This is a genomic window from Nonomuraea purpurea (genome assembly GCF_042650645.1).
In the GTDB taxonomy this organism is placed as follows: Bacteria; Actinomycetota; Actinomycetes; order Streptosporangiales; family Streptosporangiaceae; genus Nonomuraea; species Nonomuraea purpurea.
Window position 1 is genome coordinate 153,078 of sequence record NZ_JBHSBI010000023.1, and the last position, 16,985, is coordinate 170,062.

The following is a 16,985-nucleotide window of genomic DNA, read 5'->3' on the forward strand; positions in this document are numbered from 1 at the left end:
CTCCAAGGGGGCTCCATGACACGACTGGTCGCGACGAACACCGTGCCGTGGATTCCCGTGACACACCGCATGGACCTGATCCTCGCCCCGACCCTCCCGCCCGCGCACCAGATCACCTCGGCGTTCGCGTTCGTCTGGGACCAGGCCGACCGCATGCTCATGACCTGCGTGGACCGGGAGGGCCGAGGCTGGGATCTCCCCGGCGGCCACGTCGAGCCCGGCGAGAGCGCCGCCGAGGCCGCGGCCCGCGAACTCCACGAGGAGACCGGTCTGCGACTGGAGCCCGCCGACCTGTCCGTCTTCGCCCGGGAACGCATCGAACTCCTGGAGCCGCCGCCCGCCGACTACCGTTACGCGTCATTGACGTACATGGTGATGTTCCGCGCCGTCCTGCCGTCGCGGGGCGCCCCGACCCGCCCGCCGACCGGCACGGAGAGCACCCGCGCCGACTGGATCCCCCGCCAGGAGATCGAACGCCTCAGCCCCGGCCGCACCTGGCTCGCCCTGCTGGACACCGCGAGCGCGCTCTAGGCGGCCCGCTGTTGCCTCTCCAAGCTGTCAACCAGAACGCTGGATATGATCACCCAGTGGCCTCCCCTCCATTCGACGTCGACGCGTTCCTGGCCGAACCTCTGACGGCTCGCGTCGCGACCAACGGACCGACCGTGCGGCCGACCTGGTACCTGTGGGAAGACGGCGCTTTCTGGATCCTGACCGGGCCGTGGACGAAACTGCTCGGCCGAGTACGGCAGGACCCGGCCATCGCCGTCGTCGTCGACCTCTGCGACCTCGCGACCGGGTCGGTCCTGCAGGTCATCGCCCGGGGCCGGGCCGAGGTGATCCCCTTTGACGTCCCTCGCGGACGACGCAAGCTCAGCCGCTACCTCGGGGCGGACGAATCCCAATGGGACAGCCGCTTCCGCCATTACCTGCTCGACGATCCAGGCGAGCGGGGAACGGTGTGGCTGCGTCTGCGACCGTCCTCCCTTCTGGCGAAAGACCTCAGCTACTCGGCCTAGGGACGTCCCAGAACGTTGTTCTTCGGAACAGATCTGAAACTTTCAAGGCCCCCGTCACCTGAGCGACCAACTATAAAACGACGACAACCTGGGCCAATACCCTGAGGGGCGATCACTGTCCGACAGGAATCGTTGACAGCTCGACAGGGTCGATCCGATACTTTCGCCAAAGTGCCGATAGTTTCGAAATGGTCCAAGCTGCCTGGCCTCTCGCCGGCCTTCACGAGGAGGTAGCACGCACATGAACGACGCCCCCGTCCACCCGACGAGCCGCAAACGCGGACGCATCAGGCTGCTCATCGGCCGCGCCTGCGTCGTAGCGCTGGTCGCGGCCACAACGATGATGCCCGGCATCGCCAACGCGGCCATAACCTCCAACCAGACCGGCACCAACAACGGCTACTTCTATTCGTTCTGGACCGACAGCCCCGGGTCGGTCTCCATGGAACTGGGATCCGGCGGCAACTACAGCACCTCTTGGCGAAACACCGGAAATTTCGTCGCCGGTAAAGGCTGGAACCCCGGCGGCCGCAGAACCGTGAACTATTCGGGCAGCTTCAACCCGTCCGGCAACGCGTATTTGACCCTCTACGGCTGGACGAGAAACCCGCTCATCGAATATTACATCGTCGACAACTGGGGCACCTATCGGCCCACGGGAACGTACAAGGGCACGGTCACCAGCGACGGCGGCACCTACGACATCTACATGACGACACGCTACAACGCCCCCTCCATAGAGGGCACGAGGACTTTCAACCAGTACTGGAGCGTCCGGCAGTCGAAGAAAACCGGCGGAACCATAACCGCCGGCAACCACTTCGACGCATGGGCCCGCTACGGAATGAACCTGGGCAACCACGACTACCAGATCCTCGCGACAGAGGGATATCAGAGCAGCGGAAACTCCAACATCACGGTGGGCGGCTCAGGCGGCGGCAACCCCGGCGGCAACTGCACCGCAACGCTGTCGGCGGGCCAGCAGTGGAGTGACCGCTACAACCTCAACGTCGCGGTCAGCGGCTCCAGCAACTGGACTGTGACGATGAACGTACCGTCCCCCGCGAAAATCATCGCCACCTGGAACATCACCGCCAGCTACCCAAGCGCCCAAGTGCTGACCGCCAAACCCAACGGCAACGGCAACAACTGGGGCGTGACCATCCAGCACAACGGCAACTCGACCTGGCCGACGGTCTCCTGCAACTGACGGCCGGCGCATCTGTTGGCGCGGCGGCCCACGGCCACCGCGCCAACAGCCGACGAACGGGAACGCCTACGGGAAATCCTTCGGCGGGCGGGCCGCTGCCAGGCCGTTCACCAGTCCGAACACGCCCGGATACGTTCCACGCTCGTTCGGCGTGGGGCTCTGGTATCTCACGTACATCAGCGGCTCCTGTCGTGATCAACTGCATCGCCCGCAAGAATGCGCTCTATGCGTGCCAGAGGGTAGCGAGTTGCCGGGTGGCCAGCCGGGACGGTATGGCGCGCAGCAGCGTGTCGCGTAGCCATGCGGCGATGCCGGTCTGGGAGGTCAGGCGCGATTGCCGGGACGCTCCCCGCATGATGCGGTTGGCGCTGGGTCTGCGCTCGGCGTCGTAGCGCACGAGCCGCTCGGCGACGTCGGCCGGTTCGGCGCCTTTCAGGTGACGGCTCAGTGCGGCCGCGTCCTCGAAGGCCTGGCTGGCGCCCTGGCCGAGGTCGGGTGACATGGCGTGGGCGGCGTCGCCGAGGAGGGCGATCCTGCCGGACGCGAACGAGGGCAGGGGTTCGGCCAGGTGGGAGATCGGGTCGACGTAGATGTCGGCGGGCGGGGTGGCTTCGATCAGTGTCGCGACGAGCGGGTGCCAGTCGGCCGTCAGGGACAACATCTGCCGGCGTGCTTCGTTCGCGTCGGGTGGCGTGCCGTTCAGGACGGAGTCGGTGAACCAGTACAGGCGGTCCTCGCCGACTGGGAAAAGTCCGAACATCGCCCCGCTGCGGCGGTCGACCAACTGGCTGGCGAGCAGGTCCGGCGGCAGGCCGGGAGGGCGGGGCAGCATGCCGCGCAGGTCCATCCGGCCGGTTCGCCTCGGCCCGGGGTGGCCGGGGAAGAGTTGTGCGCGCAGTTTGCTGCCGATGCCGTCGGCCGCGATCACGGCGTCCGCTCTCGTTATGGGGTTTCCGTCGCTGATCACGGTGACTCCGTTGGAGTCGGGTTCCAGGCGCTCGACGGAGGTCGCGGTTCGTACCAGGTCGGGAGGCAGCGGGGCGCGTAGCGCTCGGTGCAGCTCCGCTCGATCGATCATGGCCGGTGACCCGATCTCCCGCTGTGCCTGGACCAGGTCGGCGACCAGCAGCGGACGTCCGCGCCAGTCCCGCAATCCCGCGTGGGTCGCGTGCAGGACGTGCCCGCGAACGTCCTCAGCCAGCCCCAGTGTCTCCAGCGCGCGAAGCCCGTTGGGCATGATCACGATCCCGGTGCCCGCTTCCCTGAGCTCGGCGCCCCGTTCCAAGAGCGTCACCTCATGGCCCAGGCGATGCAACCCCACCGCGGCCGCCACTCCTCCGAGCCCCGCACCGACCACCACGATCTTCACAAGCCCTCCTTCACTACGATCGTACTAGTACGGATATTGGTAGCATGGAGGTATGCCGCCCACCAATCCGGCCCGTCGCCAAGCCCTGGCCGACACCGCCATCGAACTGCTGGCCTCGTCAGGCGTGCACGGGCTGACCCACCGCGCGGTGGAGAAAGCAGCGAACCTCCCACCGGGGACGGCCTCGAACTACTTCCGCAGCCGGGAGGCGCTCCTGGTGGCCGCCGCGGAACGCGTCGCCGAACTGCATCACACCGACACCGACCTGGCCATCGAACAACCCGCGACGCTGGTCGACCTGCTGACGGAATCGCTGCTCACAGCGGCGACCACCCTGCGCAACCGCTATCTCGCCGTCTTCGAACTGCAACTGGAGGCCGCGCGCCGTCCGGCGCTCGCCTCGGCGCTCGCGGGCCTGCAGGACACGGCGTTGCACGTCACCGCCGGGCACCACGACAAACTCGGGCTCACCATCCCGCGCGAGAACATCCCCGCCATGATCACGCTCTACGGGGGCGCGCTGTTCACCCTGGTCAGCGCGCCGCCGGGCAGTGTCAGCAGGGACGTCGTCCAGAACATGGTCCAGGTCATCGTGCACGGTTGCACCGGCGACATCCAGCGGCGGCCTTGACTCTCCCGACGTACTCCGTGAGAAGGGGAAAGGGGAAGCACCCGCTCCTTTCCACTCTCAACGTATAGCGCACCGGGGGGCTTGCGGCAAGACCCCGGTCATGCCGCAGAATCATCGGCCGAAGCCAGTACCTGCGGATATGGGGGGCGCGGAATGCGCGTGTTGTTGTCGACCTACGGGTCGCGCGGGGATGTCGAACCGATGGCGGCGCTCGCGGCGCGGTTGCGGGAGCTCGGCGCGGAGGTGCGGATGTGCGCCCCGCCCGACAAGGAGTTCGCGGAGCTGCTGGCCGGTATCGGCGTGCCGCCGGTGCCGGTCGGCCCGCCGATGGGCTCGATGGTGCGGCCGTCGACGGCGGCGGACGCCTCCCGGCGGGCATCCGAGCTGGCCGGGCAGTTCGACGCCGTCACCGCGGCGGCCAAGGGATGTGACGCGCTCCTGGCGACCGGGCTCGCGCATTTCGCCTCGCGGTCGGTGGCCGAGAAGCTCGGCATCCCTTACGTGTACGCGACCTTCTGCCCGTTCATCCTGCCGTCGCCGCACCACGCGCCGCCGCTGTCGCTGCTGCCGGGCCGGCCGCTCCCATCGGAGGTGACCGACAACCAGGTGCTGTGGGACCTGAACGCCCAGACCTTCAACGCACTGCACGGCGAGGCGCTCAACGCCCACCGGGCCTCGATCGGACTGCCGCCAGTGAACGACGTCCGTACCTTCATCCTCACCGACCGCCCGTGGCTGGCGGCGGACCCGACGCTGGGACCGTGGCGGGAGACCTCGGACCTCGACGTCGTGCGGACCGGCGCGTGGATCCTGCCGGACGCGCGCCCGCTCCCGGACGAGCTGGGAACGTTCCTGGACGCCGGCGCACCCCCGGTGTACGTCGGCTTCGGCAGCATGCGCCACATCTCTGAGGACATCGCCCGGGTGGCCGTCGAGACGGTCCGCGCGCAGGGCCACCGCGTACTTGTCGGTCGCGGCTGGGCGAACCTGGGGCTGATCGACGACCGTGAAGACTGCTTCGCCGTCGGCGAGGTCAACCAGCAGGCGCTGTTCGGCCGGGTGGCCGCCGTCGTGCACCACGGCGGCGCGGGCACCACGACGACGGCCGCCAGGGCCGGCGCTCCTCAGGTGGTGGTGCCCCAGGCAGGCGACCAGCCGTACTGGGCCGGCCGGGTGGCCGAGCTGGGCATCGGCGCGGCACACGACGGTCCCGCTCCGACCTTCGAGTCCCTGTCGGCCGCGCTCGACACGGCCCTGGCCCCGGAGACCCGCGCACGAGCGACGGCGGTCGCCGGCACGATCCGCACCGACGGGGCGAGCGTGGCGGCGAAGCTGCTGCTCGACGCGATCAGCCGGGAAAGGCCGCCCGTGTCCGCGTGACCCAGGAACCAGAGCCGTCCCGCCGGTCCAGACGCCTTGCCGCGCGTACTGGCGACCTCAGATCGGAGCCGATGACGTGAACCCCTTGACCACCAGCGCGTTCGACCTTCCCGCCCACCTCGCGCCCAAGACCGACCCGGCGCTGATCGCCGGCGACGAGCAGCACTTCGCGGCCATCGCGCAGCGCCTGGAGGAGTCGATCGCCGACCTGTCCGACCGCCTCGACGCCGAGCGCAAGGCGCCCGGAGGCGCAGGCCGGCAGGCGATGGACCGGGACCTGGAGATCCATCGGCTGACCGCGCGTCTGCGCGTACTGCGTCGTTTCGGTCTGGACCTGTGCCTCGGACACATGGTCAGCGCCGACGACCTCGAGCCCGTCTACGTCGGACGACTCGGCCTCACCGACAGCGCGGGCCGTCGGCTGCTGCTCGACTGGCGCTCCCCCGCGGCCGAACCGTTCTTCGGAGCCACCCACGCCAACCCGATGGGGCTGGCCAGCCGCCGCAGGTATCGCTGGACCCGCGGCCGGATCAGCGACTACTGGGACGAGGTGTTCACCCCGGACGGGCTTGCCGGGCACGCCGCGCTCGACGACCAGTCCGCCTTCATCGCCAGCCTGGGCAGCAACCGGACGGCCCGGATGCGAGACGTGCTCGGCACCATCCAGGCCGACCAGGACGCCATCATCCGCGCGGGATCCCGCGGCGCTCTCGTCGTGGACGGCGGTCCTGGCACGGGGAAGACCGTCGTCGCCCTGCACCGCTCCGCCTACCTCCTCTACTCCGACCCCCGCCTCGGTCACCGCAGGGGCGGCGTGCTGTTCGTCGGTCCGCACCAGCCCTACCTGGCCTACGTCGCCGACGTCCTGCCCAGCCTCGGAGAGGAGGGCGTGCGGACCTGCACCCTGCGGGACCTGGTCACGGAGGGAGCCGCGGCGGCGATCGAGACCGACCCGGACGTGGCCCGCCTGAAGTCGTCCGCGGACCTGGTGAAGGCGATCGAGCCGGCCGTCAGGTTCTACGAGAACGCGCCCGCCAAGGGGATGACGGTCACGACCCACTGGTCCGACATCTGGCTGAGCCCCGACGACTGGGCCGAGGCGTTCGAAGCACCGGAACCCGGCACTCCGCACAACGAGGCGCGCGACCAGATCTGGGAGGAACTGCTCACGATCCTGATGGACAAGCACGACGATGACGACGTCTCGGCGGACCTGCTCCGCAGGTCGCTGCTGCGGAACAGGGAACTGCTCACGGCCTTCAACCGCGCCTGGCCGCTGATCGAAGCCGCTGACCTCGTCGGAGACCTGTGGACGGTACCCGCCTACCTGCGGATGTGCGCCCCCTGGCTCAGCCCCGACGACGTTCGGAAGCTGCAGCGCGCGGACGCCCAGGCCTGGACGGTGTCCGACCTGCCGCTCCTGGACGCCGCGCGGCAGCGACTCGGCGACCCGGAGGAGGCGCGACGCAAGCGCCGGCACAACGCCGCCGTCGCCGCCCAACGCGAGCGCATGACGCAGGTCGTCGACAACCTGCTCGAAGCCGACGACGACGGCGAAGGGCTGGTGACGATGCTGCACGGACAGGACATGCGCAACAGCCTGATCGACGGGACCGCGCTGCCCGGCGCCGACCCGGACCTGCTCGCCGGCCCGTTCGCGCACATCGTCGTGGACGAGGCCCAGGAACTCACCGACGCGGAGTGGCAGATGCTGCTGCTCCGCTGCCCGTCACGAAGCTTCACCATCGTCGGGGACCGCGCCCAGGCCAGGCACGGGTTCACGGAGTCGTGGCAGGAACGACTCGAACGAATCGGGCTCGACCGGATCAACCTTGCCTGTCTGAGCATCAACTACCGCACGCCTGAAGCAATCATGGCGGAAGCCGAGCCGGTCATCCGGGCCGTGCTTCCGGACGCCAACGTGCCGACCTCCATCCGCGGCAACGGCGTCCCCGTCGTCCACGGGTCCGCTTCGGACCTGACCTCGATCCTCGACGCCTGGCTCGCCGAACACGCCGACGGGATCGCCTGCGTCATCGGCGACCCCACGTTCCAGGCGACGTCCCGCGTCCGGTCGCTGACCCCGGAACTGTCGAAAGGACTGGAATTCGACCTGGTCATCCTCATCGACCCAGAGACGTTCGGCGAGGGCATCGAAGGAGCGGTCGACCGCTACGTCGCGATGACCCGGGCAACCCAGCAACTCGTCATCCTCACGAGCCCCTGACATCATCCGGACGAGGACAAAGACCCGGTCTCGGCCCCTATGGTTCTCCCCATGAATAAGTCGCTACGGCTGGCGCCTATCACCCCTGCCAACGTTGAGATGGCCATCGGTGTGAAAGTCCGTCCCGACCAGGAGGGCTTCGTCTCACCGGTGGCGAAGTCCCTGGCGGAGGCCTACGTGCAGCCGCAGGTGGCCTGGCCTCGCCTCATCCTGGACGATGATCGCCCTGTCGGTTTTCTCATGGCCTTTCTCGACATCGACTGGAACGGCAAGGGCGTCGACTTCCGGTCAGGCTTGTGGCGCCTCAACGTAGCAGCCGAGGCACAGGGACAAGGCGTCGGCCGATTCGCCGTCGGAGCTGTGGCCGCCGAGGTCAAGCGGCGCGGCGGCATGCGAATGTATGTCACATGGGAGCCGGGAGAAGGTGGGCCTGAAGGTTTTTACCAGAAGCTCGGGTTCCAGCTCACGGGCGAGGAAAGTGGTGGACAGAGGGTCGGGGTGCTGGACCTGACCGAACTGGACTCGCGCTGAGAATCCAGGCACACGCCGCACGTGCGGCCACCGGGCGTCCTGCCGTGCCACCGCGCCCGGCTTTCCACGCACGGCAGGAGCCCGATGGCCGGGTCAGCTCAATCGACGGTGATCAAACCCCGCTGGTAGGCGCGGACGAGGCGCCGGGGCACGAGCAGGTGCCGCCCGTTCACGGTGATCGGGACGAGGTCGGGGATGGCGGCCTTCCACTGGCTGCGGCGGTGCCGGGTGTTGCTGCGGGAGGTCTTCCTTTTGGGTACGGCCACGGCTACCAGCTCGCCTTCGTGATGCCCGGCAGTTCGCCGCGGTGGGCCATCTCCCGGAAGCGCACCCGGGACAGGCCGAACTTGGTGAGGTGCCCGCGAGGCCGGCCGTCGACGGAGTCGCGGTTGCGGACGCGGGTGGCGCTGGCGTCGCGCGGCTGGCGGGCCAGTGCCAGGACCGCGTCCGCCCGTTCCTGCGGCGTGCCGGTGCGGATGATCTCCTTCAGTTCGGCCCGCCGTTCGGCGTAGCGTGCGACGACGGTCTTGCGCCGCTCGTTGGCGGCGATCTTGCTCTTCTTGGCCATCAGATTTTCTCTCCTCTTGCGCGGATCCGGGCGACGGCCTGCTCGATGCCGATCTTGTCGATGGTCTTGATCGCGCGGGCGCTGAGTGTGAGCCGGACGTGGCGGCCCTCGCTCTCAAGCCAGTAGCGGCGCCGCTGGATGTTGGGGTCCCAGCGGCGCCGGGTGCGGCGGTGGGAGTGGGAGGCGTTGTTGCCGAAGACCGGCTTGACCCCGGTGAGCTGGCAGTGCGCGGACATCAGTTCCTTCCGTAGCGCTGGTTGAACCGCTCGACGCGACCGGCGGTGTCCAGGACGCGGCTGCGCCCGGTGTAGAAGGGATGGCTGGCCGAGGAAGCGTCGACGTCCACCACCGGGTAGGTGTTGCCGTCGGTCCACTCGATCGTCTGGTGCCCGCCGTCGATCGGAGCTTGATCACGGGGCGCACCTCATTTCTGGCCAAAACGGTTCCTTTCCACGTGCGGCAGTATGCCACGATAACGAAAACGGTTTTCATTCGCTGCCCCGAGTCGCCTGGGACCTGCTCTCCCCGGCCCGCCATCTGGCCGCCGACCTGGACTGGAACCCCGCGCAAGAAGCCCAACCCGCTCCTGAACGTCGACCGCATCGACTACAAGGACACCGTCCTGCTGCGCAAGTTCATCTCCGACCGGGGCAAGATCCGCAGCCGCCGCGTCACCGGCGTCACCGTGCGGCAGCAGCGCCTGATCGCCCGGGCCGTCAAGAACGCCCGCGAGATGGCCCTGCTCCCCTACGCCTCACGCCCCAGCGCATGATCCGTCGCGCTGGTCGGGGGCCTGTACGGCAGTGCCCGGGCCGGCGCCTTCGTGCCACCATCGGGGCATGTCGAGAATGCCGTCCCCGATCTTGTTCATTCGGGGAGCCTTAAGCCTCCACCGCCTGGTTCAGATCACGAGAGGGAGCCACTTTGGTGTCGAGTGATTTCATGACATCGATTCTGGGCGAGTGGCAGCTGGCAAGCAGAGACCCCGTCGCACCGATGGAGTCCCGTTCCGGCGCCGGCGTCCACGCTGTGCGCACGATCGGCGGTCAGGCCGCCTATCTCAAGGCCACCCCCGCCACGTCGGGTTCACAGACGATCGCCCTGGCCCGGCACGAGTTGCGCTTCTACCAGGACCTCGCGCCGACCACGCCGGTACGCACGCCGAGGCTTCTCAACTGCCGGGATGCCGCAGACGGGGTGGCCACGCTGCTGGAGGCGGTGGGCCAGAGCCGGCCGGTCACGGCGTGGACGCCGCAGATGTGGGCGAACCTGGGTCGCGAACTGGCCCGCCTGCACAACATGCCGCTGCCGGGTGGCGCGCATTGGAATCGGCCCGACGCGCTGAAGGAGGCTCTCACCGATCCGGACCTGGACCGGATCAACGATTTCTGGGCTCCGACGCTCCCTCGGCTCCCCGAACTCCTCTCCCGCCGCCGCGAACTGGCGGAAGAGCTCAGCGCACTGCCGCCCGTCTTCACCCATGGGGACTGCCACGTGGGGAACCTCCTGCATTCCGCTGGTGCACTGGTCTTCTGCGACTGGCAGTCGGCCCGCATCGGCCGGCCCGTCGCCGACCTTGCCTTCCTCAGCGTCCGTGCCACCCCGGCAGGCGTGACCGTCCCCCCGGCGCTGATCGACGCGTATCTGGACAACCGGCCATGCGAACGCCGGACGTTCCAGCGTGCTCTGGTGGCCGAGGAACTCGGCGTCTTCGTCTTCCTGTGGCCACCTTTCGCCGCGTTCAACAGCCACCTGGGGATCACCCGCGTCCGTCGCAGAACTGCCGAACTCGCAGAACGGTGGCTCGCCACCTGAAGTCGTTTCGCACGGCGGGTTCGGCTTCGGCATGGCGGTCCGAACCCACCGCCGCAACCTGCCCTCGCAGGGCCAGTTCGGCTGGGACGGCGGCCTCGGCACGACCGCGTACGCCGACCCGGCCGAGGACCTCGTCGGCATCCTGCTGACGCAGAGCGCGATGGACTCCGTCCACACGCCGCGCCTGCACCGCGACTTCTGGACCACCGCCTACCAGACGACCAGTTGAACGCGCCCCTTCAAAGGCGTGCCCCCTGTCACGCTCCAGGAGCCCGGTATGCCACCTCCATCCGGACGGCGTCGTCGATCTCCTCTGGTGTCAGCAGGACAGCCGTCTTCATTCGTACCGTCCCGGACGCCGATATTGTGAGGCTCATAGCGGCCGAAGCCGCATTGCTGGGCAGGTCGACGATCACATACGTGTCTGACTCGCCGAACGCGAAATACATCTGCTCGACCCGCCCGCCGACGCTTTCCGCCATGCGCTCCACCGCTTGCCGGCGTCCGGTGCCGCCATCTCGCAACACCCCTTTGAGGCCCTCTGCGGTGTAGGTCGCCTGAACCAGGTACTTGGGCATGGTCGAGTCCCTCTTCTCACGCCGCCACCCTGCGCTGGGGCGGCCATTGCGGTCATGGGGTCGAAGTTCTCGGCTTACGGCGACGGTAATCCCATCCGCTGTACCGGTTTTCCCCTGTCGCCATGGAGGTCGTCGTCCCATCCAAGGTGAGCCTGCGATCCGATTCCGTGACAGATCCACCCCACCGCCCCTTCACCGGTAATGTCCCCCACCATGGACACCGGCATAAGGTTCGCACCGAGATGGGCGGCGCTGGTGCTGTGCGGGCTGGGCTTGGCCGCCTGCGGGCCACCCAGCCACACCATCACCGCTGATGAGGCTTTGAAGATCATCGACTCTCGTGTCCAGCAGACCCTGCGCGAAGTCCCGACGCCACTGGCCTTCGGCGAGAAGGAGATCGACACCGACGACGGCAGCGGATGTGTTCGTCCGCTGACCGGCAGCGGCTTCACCGGCCAGATCCAGCCCAGCCTTGAATACATCGCCACCAAAGTCTCGCCCACCCAAGCACTCGGGTACATGGACGCGGTACAGGCCTATTGGAAGCGGCAACCCGACATCGAGATCAGCCGCATGAGCCCGGAACTCATGAACGTCCATTTCCATGACGGCTACCGCATCTACATGTCGTATTACGAGGCATCCAAGGAACTCGACTTCGGCGGCGCAGGTGAATGCATCTGGCGTGCCGGAACGCCTCAGCCCACCGACACCTCGTAAGCCGCCTCGGGCGGGAGGGCGGCCACCGGGCCAGCGCGGGCCTGACGCACCTCCAGCACCTCGGCGCGCTCCGCCGGCACCGCCACCTCCAGCGCCAGGCTGCCGAGCGTGAAGGTGAAGAACGCGCAACAGCTCGTTATCCCGAACTCAAAGCGAGCGAGGGTAAGGTCCGTACCTCAGCGCCTGTTCCTCCGGAAGAGCATGAACTCGGCCACGAGTCCCAGCGCCGCGCCTCCTCCGAAGGCGAGAAGCTCGTCAAAACCGAGACCTGTATCCCGATCCATCAGCAAGGTGACGGCCACGTTGCCGACGATGATGCCTACGATGATGAGAACGATGAGCCTCACCGGCGGCAAGACAGATCCCTTGGCCTGGTCCTCACGCATGCGGAATGCCCTCCTTAGCGGGCGGACGACGTCTTATACGTAGACAGCCTACACATCCGGGGCGCGGTGCGGCCAGGTGACGGCCTGATCCCGTCTGACGTGGATCGCGCATGTGACATGGGCGCGGGTTTTCAGGGTAGGCCGAACTGTCAGGCGGCCGGATCCACGACGCCGCCCAGACAACCACAGTCAGCGTCAGCGAATTTGCAGAGGGCACGCGGCCACCGATATTCGCGGTGGAGGCTCGATGAACACGCAGACAGCTCAGCCCCAGGTTGGGATCACCCCGAACATATTTGGAATCTCCTACGGGTTGGCCGGTCTGGCCACCTGCTGGAGGTACGCGGCCATGATGGGGGTGGCGCCCGCGCTGGTGGCCGACGTCCTGTTCATCGTCACCGCCATTGTGTGGCTGGTGCTCATCGTCGGCTACGTGTCGCAGGTTCCGCGCCGACCCGGTGGCTGGCGCGCCGAACTGGCCCATCCGGCGCTGGCGCCGTTCGTGTCGCTGATCCCGATCGTCGGCATGCTCCTGGCGACCGGGCTGATGCCCCACGCCCTCACCGCCGGCCGGTGGCTGTTCGCCGTCTTCGCCGCCGCCACCACCATCCTGGCCGGGTGGATCACCGGCCAATGGATCGTCGAAGATCTCGACCTGGACCGACTGCACTCCGGCTACGTCCTGCCCGCCGTCGCTGGGGGACTCATCGCCTCCATCGGCGCCGCCCGCGCCGGCTGGACCGCCATCGCCCACGCGTTCATGGGCCTCGGCGTCATTTCGTGGCTGCTCATCGGCTCCGTCATCATGGCCCGGCTCCTGTTCCGCCCCCGCCTGCCCGCGCCGCTGTTGCCCACCCTGGCCATCGAGATCGCGCCGCCCGCACTTGGCGGCATCGCCTACCTGGCCATCACCCACGACAAGGTTGACGCCGTCGCCCTGGTGTTCGGCGGCTTCACCGTGCTCGCCGCCATCGTCCAACTTCGGCTGATCCCCGTGTACCGCCGGCTGACGTTCAGCCCCGGGTTCTGGTCGTTCGCGTTCCCATACGCCGCCGTCGCCATCTTCGCCCTGCACTGGATCAACTACGGAAGGCCCCTCGGGTACACGGTGTGGGCCTGGTGCGTACTGATCGCGATCACAGCCTTCATCGCCGCGCTCGTCGCAGAGACAACGGTCGCCCTCGCCCACCGTAGATTCCTGCCCCGACTCCAGTAGCCGCGAGCACCGCAGTTGACACTTTCAAGCCGGCTAATATCCCGCTTCCGTTTTCACTTTCGTGGCCGGCCGCCAGAAAATTATTTCTGAGCCATTTTCTTGACACTCCGGATCGAGATTAGGCTTACCCGCGCCGAGGCATGGATGGCCCAGCTTTCAGAGGGCTTTGCCTCGGCGATATTTAGACGAACTTGCTGTCGGCTATGGTAGTGAATGCAGAAGCATGCGTTCAGGAGAGAGCCTTCTGCCTTCAAATGCGAACCAGCGAGCAACGCAAGCCCCATGGATCGGTACGGCCAATTCCCGACCGGCCTGTCGTCTTTCCTCCTTCCGCTACCCAAGAGGAGAAAGATCGTGAGGACTTTCACGCTTCCAGAGCCACGGAAAATCCAGCTCGCGCTCGCGGTGGCCGTCCTGACGCTCTGCGCCCAGCACGCGACAGCGCCCGCCGCCTATGCCGCCCCGCTCCCGGCCACGAACGCCGTCGCGCCGCCGGCTCAGGGCAACGACGCGCCCGGCCAGTCCAAGCTCGCCTCAGCCGTCCCGGGTTCCCCAACCGCAAATCCCACGGCGACCGGCAGCGCCACCGTCACGGTCCGTGACTCCAGGCTCGGCAAGATCCTCGTCGATGGCCGAGGACGCACGCTGTACCTGTTCGAGGCGGACAAGGGCACCAACTCGACCTGCTACAGCGCATGTGCGAGCGCCTGGCCGCCACTGACCACCACGGGCAGGCCGCAGGCCGGCGGCGGCGTGTCACCCGCCTTGCTCGGCACCACCACCAGGACCGACCACACCACCCAGGTCACCTACAACGGCCACCCGCTGTACTACTTCCTCAGCGACGCCAAGCCCGGCGACATCACCGGGCAGGGTCTCAACTCCTTTGGCGCCGAGTGGTACGTGCTCAACCCGAAGGGCGACAAGATCCCAACGCGCTGAATGCCGTCGGCCACGACAGCCGCCATACGCACGGATCATGGGAGGGAGCGGACGGACATGGAAGCAGCGCGGAGGATGTCACCCCGCCGGGCCTCGCCGCGGCTCGCGACAGCCGCCGGGCTCGCCCTGGCAGTGGCGGTGGCGTTGTACGCCTTCGGCCGGATACACACCCCGGACATCGCCAGCAGCCTGTTCGGGCAGCGCGGCAACGACGCGAACCTTCTGAAGGCGCAAGTCGGCACCGCCCTGCTGGTCCTGGCCTGCTACCAGCTCATCTTGGCGCTGTGGATCTACCAGCGGCTACCCAAGGTAGGCGCCGCCCCTCGCCCGGTGCACCTCGCTCACCGCATCGGCGGGGCCGTGCTGTTCGTGCTCTCCCTACCCATCGCCTACCACTGCATCATCGCCTACGGAGTGCAGCTGGACAGCGCCCGGGTCGCTCTGCACTCCCTCGCCGGCTGCTTCTTCTACGGCGCATTCGCCGCGAAAGTCCTCCTCGTCCAGAGTCGGCACCTACCCGGCTGGGCGTTGCCACTCGCCGGCGGCACCCTGGTCACCCTCATCGTGATCCTGTGGTCCACAGCGGCGCTCTGGCAGCTGACCGAACTTGCGTAGGCTGAGCCGACGATCTACCGCTCCATGGCCACGGTAGCGCTCGTTGCCCACCGATTCCGGATCGACATCCTGGATGTGGGGTGGGGCACATTTGCTCACATGAAGATTGTTTTATGGCGAGGCGCCTCGCGACGGCTTTGGGCAGTCGTGGCGACGGTCGTCACGATCGCCGTGACGACGATGTCGCCGTCCCACGCCCACACGAGCACGGCCACGACGTACCAGATCTGGCACTGGAACATCGCCGGCCACAGCAAGCATCTCGGCTCTACGACCAACGGCATCATCCAGGCGATGGGCGGCTCGATCAGCGGTCGCAACCCCGACTTCGTGTCGGTCAACGAGATGTGCCACAACCAGTACGGCGCGATGATCGACTACCTGCAGGGAATCGGCTGGCCGCAGAATCCGCTGAACTTCGCCCGTTACGAGCGGATGACCCCGGCCGACGACTCGAGCTACTGCGCCGGCACAGGCTACGGTGTCGCGATCTTCAGCCGCTTCGCCCTCGGCCCCACTGACCGGTTCACACTTCCGCAGGCTGCCGAGGACAAGCAACGCAAGCTGCTGTGCGCGCCCGTCGCCGCCCGACCGCACCTGCGCTTCTGCACCACTCACCTCACCTACGTCAAGGACTCCCAGGCGGCGCAGCTCGGCTACGTGCACGACGTCATCGAGCGATACCGCGCCCAGGGCGACACGGTGCTGATCGCGGGGGACTTCAACATCCAGCCGCACAGCCCCCTGCTCGACAGCTGGTACTCGCCCACGGTCAACACGGTGAACAACACCGGTAACCACGGCCGCTATCACGAGCTCGACGATGAGGACCCGATCTGCCTCGGCTGGGGAGAGCAGAGCACGGAGAGCAACACCCTGGGCTCGTGCGGTCAGGCAGGCAAGGTAGACCTCGTGTTCGCCGAGGCCGACAAGCTCACCAGTTACCGGGAGGACTCCCAGCCGATCGGGTACATCTGCGGCGCCAACCGCGACAAGGCATGCTCCGACCACCGAATCGTCAACGCATTCGCCTCGGTGACGGTGACGCAATAGGTCGCAGGCTCCCGCCTCCGCCTGAGGGGGAGCCTGCGCACGGCACGGCTGTGCCAGCTAGCCCCGGCAGGTCAAGCCTGGCGCGTCACCATCGTCCGGGATCTCCAGTTGGACGCCCGTCGGGCTGTATGGGGGCGATGGCGTACTGGCTGCTGTGGGCAGATCACCAGCGCTCATGGCAGGACTGCAGGGCAACGCACCCGTCGGGCGGAGGCGATGGGGGCATAGCCGAAGGGAGCACCCTTGATCAGAGGCTCATCATCGCGCTGTTCGACGCAGATACGTCGGACGACGAATACACCTACATCGAAATTTTGGCCAATCTAGTTTTGCCGGAGCAATGATCGAAACCTGTGGATCTGACGGGAAGGGGTGTACCTTCCCGAATCATCTGATCAAGGTTTCGAGATAAGGCCGACGCGCCAACGTCGGTCGGGAAGGCACACCCGTGCTCACCGTAGTGCCCGAGCTGCCCGCTGACGACAACCCGCCGGCATCCTCCTCGTTGATCGACCAGATCGTTCGCGAGGGCGCCCGCAAGATGCTGGCCGCCGCTCTGCAGGCTGAGGTGGACGCCTACATCGCCGCGTTCGTCGACGAGCGCGACGAGAACGGGCGCCGCCTGGTCGTACGCAACGGTTACCACCAGCCGCGCGATCTGCTCACCGGCGTCGGCGCGATCGAGGTCAAAGCGCCGCGGGTCAACGACAAGCGCATCGAGGAGG

Annotated in this window: 23 protein-coding genes and 1 pseudogene; 17 read left to right on the plus strand and 7 right to left on the minus strand. The window is 67.5% G+C overall.

Features of this window, described 5'->3' with window-relative positions:
• The first annotated feature begins 15 nt into the window (after positions 1-15).
• The 3 genes from ACFOY2_RS36645 (at position 16) to ACFOY2_RS36655 (ending at position 2,229) form a co-directional block, all read left to right on the plus strand.
• Positions 16-531, plus strand: coding sequence for an NUDIX hydrolase (locus ACFOY2_RS36645; RefSeq protein WP_379532703.1), 516 nt, complete (start codon positions 16-18; stop codon positions 529-531).
• 56 nt (positions 532-587) lie between these two features.
• The gene (locus ACFOY2_RS36650) at positions 588-1,019 is read left to right on the plus strand and encodes a pyridoxamine 5'-phosphate oxidase family protein (protein WP_379532704.1); all 432 of its coding nucleotides are present in this window, start codon (positions 588-590) and stop codon (positions 1,017-1,019) included.
• A 241-nt stretch (positions 1,020-1,260) separates the two neighbouring features.
• Positions 1,261-2,229 (plus strand): glycoside hydrolase family 11 protein, encoded by a 969-nt coding sequence (locus ACFOY2_RS36655; RefSeq protein ID WP_379532705.1) that lies wholly within the window; start codon positions 1,261-1,263, stop codon positions 2,227-2,229.
• Positions 2,230-2,452: 223 nt separating this feature from the next.
• Here the strand turns inward: ACFOY2_RS36655 and ACFOY2_RS36660 are convergent, their stop codons facing one another.
• A complete protein-coding gene (locus ACFOY2_RS36660) occupies positions 2,453-3,598 on the minus strand; it encodes an FAD-dependent monooxygenase (protein WP_379532706.1) in 1,146 nt (381 codons plus the stop codon).
• A gap of 52 nt (positions 3,599-3,650) precedes the next feature.
• Between ACFOY2_RS36660 and ACFOY2_RS36665 the strand changes: the two genes are divergently transcribed.
• The 4 genes from ACFOY2_RS36665 (at position 3,651) to ACFOY2_RS36680 (ending at position 8,367) form a co-directional block, all read left to right on the plus strand.
• Complete coding sequence (locus ACFOY2_RS36665) at positions 3,651-4,229, plus strand: TetR/AcrR family transcriptional regulator (protein ID WP_379532707.1); 579 nt, start codon at positions 3,651-3,653, stop codon at positions 4,227-4,229.
• 153 nt (positions 4,230-4,382) lie between these two features.
• Positions 4,383-5,609, plus strand: coding sequence for a glycosyltransferase (locus tag ACFOY2_RS36670; protein ID WP_379532708.1), 1,227 nt, complete (start codon positions 4,383-4,385; stop codon positions 5,607-5,609).
• 76 nt (positions 5,610-5,685) lie between these two features.
• Complete coding sequence (helR, locus tag ACFOY2_RS36675; protein WP_379532709.1) at positions 5,686-7,836, plus strand: RNA polymerase recycling motor ATPase HelR; 2,151 nt, start codon at positions 5,686-5,688, stop codon at positions 7,834-7,836.
• Between the two features lie 51 nt (positions 7,837-7,887).
• Positions 7,888-8,367: a GNAT family N-acetyltransferase gene (locus tag ACFOY2_RS36680; RefSeq protein WP_379532710.1), complete on the plus strand. Its 480-nt coding sequence runs from the start codon at positions 7,888-7,890 to the stop codon at positions 8,365-8,367.
• A 98-nt stretch (positions 8,368-8,465) separates the two neighbouring features.
• On the opposite strand, the gene rpmF is transcribed toward ACFOY2_RS36680, so the two are convergent.
• The 4 genes and pseudogenes from rpmF to rpmE form a co-directional block, all read right to left on the minus strand.
• Positions 8,466-8,633, minus strand: coding sequence for a 50S ribosomal protein L32 (gene rpmF, locus ACFOY2_RS36685; protein ID WP_379532711.1), 168 nt, complete (start codon positions 8,631-8,633; stop codon positions 8,466-8,468).
• A gap of 2 nt (positions 8,634-8,635) precedes the next feature.
• Positions 8,636-8,935 (minus strand): 30S ribosomal protein S14, encoded by a 300-nt coding sequence (gene rpsN / locus ACFOY2_RS36690; protein ID WP_379532712.1) that lies wholly within the window; start codon positions 8,933-8,935, stop codon positions 8,636-8,638.
• Positions 8,935-9,171, minus strand: a complete 237-nt coding sequence (gene rpmB / locus ACFOY2_RS36695; RefSeq protein WP_379532713.1) for a 50S ribosomal protein L28 — start codon at positions 9,169-9,171, stop codon at positions 8,935-8,937. Before rpmB ends, rpsN begins: the two co-directional genes overlap by 1 nt.
• A pseudogene (gene rpmE, locus ACFOY2_RS36700) lies at positions 9,171-9,320 on the minus strand (50S ribosomal protein L31); the annotation flags it as partial. The gene rpmB and the pseudogene rpmE, both read right to left, overlap by 1 nt.
• Before the next feature lie 150 nt (positions 9,321-9,470).
• Between rpmE and rpsR the strand changes: the two are divergent.
• The 3 genes from rpsR (at position 9,471) to ACFOY2_RS36715 (ending at position 10,979) form a co-directional block, all read left to right on the plus strand.
• The gene (gene rpsR, locus ACFOY2_RS36705) at positions 9,471-9,707 is read left to right on the plus strand and encodes a 30S ribosomal protein S18 (protein WP_379532728.1); all 237 of its coding nucleotides are present in this window, start codon (positions 9,471-9,473) and stop codon (positions 9,705-9,707) included.
• A 170-nt stretch (positions 9,708-9,877) separates the two neighbouring features.
• Entirely contained in the window at positions 9,878-10,750 is an 873-nt protein-coding gene (locus ACFOY2_RS36710) for a phosphotransferase family protein (protein WP_379532714.1), read from the plus strand.
• A gap of 31 nt (positions 10,751-10,781) precedes the next feature.
• Positions 10,782-10,979, plus strand: a complete 198-nt coding sequence (locus ACFOY2_RS36715) for a hypothetical protein (protein ID WP_379532715.1) — start codon at positions 10,782-10,784, stop codon at positions 10,977-10,979.
• A 28-nt stretch (positions 10,980-11,007) separates the two neighbouring features.
• Here ACFOY2_RS36715 and ACFOY2_RS36720 read toward each other — a convergent pair whose 3' ends face one another.
• Positions 11,008-11,328 (minus strand): GYD domain-containing protein, encoded by a 321-nt coding sequence (locus ACFOY2_RS36720; RefSeq protein ID WP_379532716.1) that lies wholly within the window; start codon positions 11,326-11,328, stop codon positions 11,008-11,010.
• A gap of 213 nt (positions 11,329-11,541) precedes the next feature.
• Here ACFOY2_RS36720 and ACFOY2_RS36725 point away from each other — a divergent pair, with 213 nt between their 5' ends.
• The gene (locus ACFOY2_RS36725) at positions 11,542-12,048 is read left to right on the plus strand and encodes a hypothetical protein (protein ID WP_379532717.1); all 507 of its coding nucleotides are present in this window, start codon (positions 11,542-11,544) and stop codon (positions 12,046-12,048) included.
• 176 nt (positions 12,049-12,224) lie between these two features.
• On the opposite strand, the gene ACFOY2_RS36730 is transcribed toward ACFOY2_RS36725, so the two are convergent.
• Positions 12,225-12,434 (minus strand): hypothetical protein, encoded by a 210-nt coding sequence (locus tag ACFOY2_RS36730; protein WP_379532718.1) that lies wholly within the window; start codon positions 12,432-12,434, stop codon positions 12,225-12,227.
• A gap of 247 nt (positions 12,435-12,681) precedes the next feature.
• Between ACFOY2_RS36730 and ACFOY2_RS36735 the strand changes: the two genes are divergently transcribed.
• The 6 genes from ACFOY2_RS36735 to ACFOY2_RS36760 all read left to right on the plus strand — a co-directional run.
• On the plus strand, positions 12,682-13,650 hold the full coding sequence (locus tag ACFOY2_RS36735; protein ID WP_379532719.1) for an SLAC1 family transporter: 969 nt from the start codon (positions 12,682-12,684) through the stop codon (positions 13,648-13,650).
• A 354-nt stretch (positions 13,651-14,004) separates the two neighbouring features.
• Positions 14,005-14,592, plus strand: a complete 588-nt coding sequence (locus tag ACFOY2_RS36740; RefSeq protein WP_379532720.1) for a COG4315 family predicted lipoprotein — start codon at positions 14,005-14,007, stop codon at positions 14,590-14,592.
• A gap of 57 nt (positions 14,593-14,649) precedes the next feature.
• Positions 14,650-15,207, plus strand: a complete 558-nt coding sequence (locus ACFOY2_RS36745; RefSeq protein ID WP_379532721.1) for a DUF6529 family protein — start codon at positions 14,650-14,652, stop codon at positions 15,205-15,207.
• A 99-nt stretch (positions 15,208-15,306) separates the two neighbouring features.
• Complete coding sequence (locus ACFOY2_RS36750) at positions 15,307-16,260, plus strand: endonuclease/exonuclease/phosphatase family protein (RefSeq protein WP_379532722.1); 954 nt, start codon at positions 15,307-15,309, stop codon at positions 16,258-16,260.
• 137 nt (positions 16,261-16,397) lie between these two features.
• Complete coding sequence (locus ACFOY2_RS36755) at positions 16,398-16,604, plus strand: hypothetical protein (protein WP_379532723.1); 207 nt, start codon at positions 16,398-16,400, stop codon at positions 16,602-16,604.
• A 104-nt stretch (positions 16,605-16,708) separates the two neighbouring features.
• Positions 16,709-16,985 (plus strand): transposase (locus ACFOY2_RS36760; protein ID WP_379532724.1); only part of this gene is annotated, 277 nt, incomplete at its 3' end.

Bases quoted from the DNA above. Each gene is read 5' to 3' on its own strand.
- ACFOY2_RS36645 (WP_379532703.1), top strand. From the start codon at position 16: ATGACACGACTGGTCGCGACGAACACCGTGCCGTGGATTCCCGTGACA.
- ACFOY2_RS36655 (WP_379532705.1), top strand. From the start codon at position 1,261: ATGAACGACGCCCCCGTCCACCCGACGAGCCGCAAACGCGGACGCATC.
- ACFOY2_RS36665 (WP_379532707.1), top strand. From the start codon at position 3,651: ATGCCGCCCACCAATCCGGCCCGTCGCCAAGCCCTGGCCGACACCGCC.
- ACFOY2_RS36670 (WP_379532708.1), top strand. From the start codon at position 4,383: ATGCGCGTGTTGTTGTCGACCTACGGGTCGCGCGGGGATGTCGAACCG.
- ACFOY2_RS36680 (WP_379532710.1), top strand. From the start codon at position 7,888: ATGAATAAGTCGCTACGGCTGGCGCCTATCACCCCTGCCAACGTTGAG.
- rpsN (WP_379532712.1), bottom strand. From the start codon at position 8,935: ATGGCCAAGAAGAGCAAGATCGCCGCCAACGAGCGGCGCAAGACCGTC.
- rpmB (WP_379532713.1), bottom strand. From the start codon at position 9,171: ATGTCCGCGCACTGCCAGCTCACCGGGGTCAAGCCGGTCTTCGGCAAC.
- ACFOY2_RS36710 (WP_379532714.1), top strand. From the start codon at position 9,878: ATGACATCGATTCTGGGCGAGTGGCAGCTGGCAAGCAGAGACCCCGTC.
- ACFOY2_RS36715 (WP_379532715.1), top strand. From the start codon at position 10,782: ATGGCGGTCCGAACCCACCGCCGCAACCTGCCCTCGCAGGGCCAGTTC.
- ACFOY2_RS36720 (WP_379532716.1), bottom strand. From the start codon at position 11,328: ATGCCCAAGTACCTGGTTCAGGCGACCTACACCGCAGAGGGCCTCAAA.
- ACFOY2_RS36725 (WP_379532717.1), top strand. From the start codon at position 11,542: ATGGACACCGGCATAAGGTTCGCACCGAGATGGGCGGCGCTGGTGCTG.
- ACFOY2_RS36730 (WP_379532718.1), bottom strand. From the start codon at position 12,434: ATGCGTGAGGACCAGGCCAAGGGATCTGTCTTGCCGCCGGTGAGGCTC.
- ACFOY2_RS36735 (WP_379532719.1), top strand. From the start codon at position 12,682: ATGAACACGCAGACAGCTCAGCCCCAGGTTGGGATCACCCCGAACATA.
- ACFOY2_RS36745 (WP_379532721.1), top strand. From the start codon at position 14,650: ATGGAAGCAGCGCGGAGGATGTCACCCCGCCGGGCCTCGCCGCGGCTC.
- ACFOY2_RS36750 (WP_379532722.1), top strand. From the start codon at position 15,307: ATGAAGATTGTTTTATGGCGAGGCGCCTCGCGACGGCTTTGGGCAGTC.
- ACFOY2_RS36755 (WP_379532723.1), top strand. From the start codon at position 16,398: ATGGCGTACTGGCTGCTGTGGGCAGATCACCAGCGCTCATGGCAGGAC.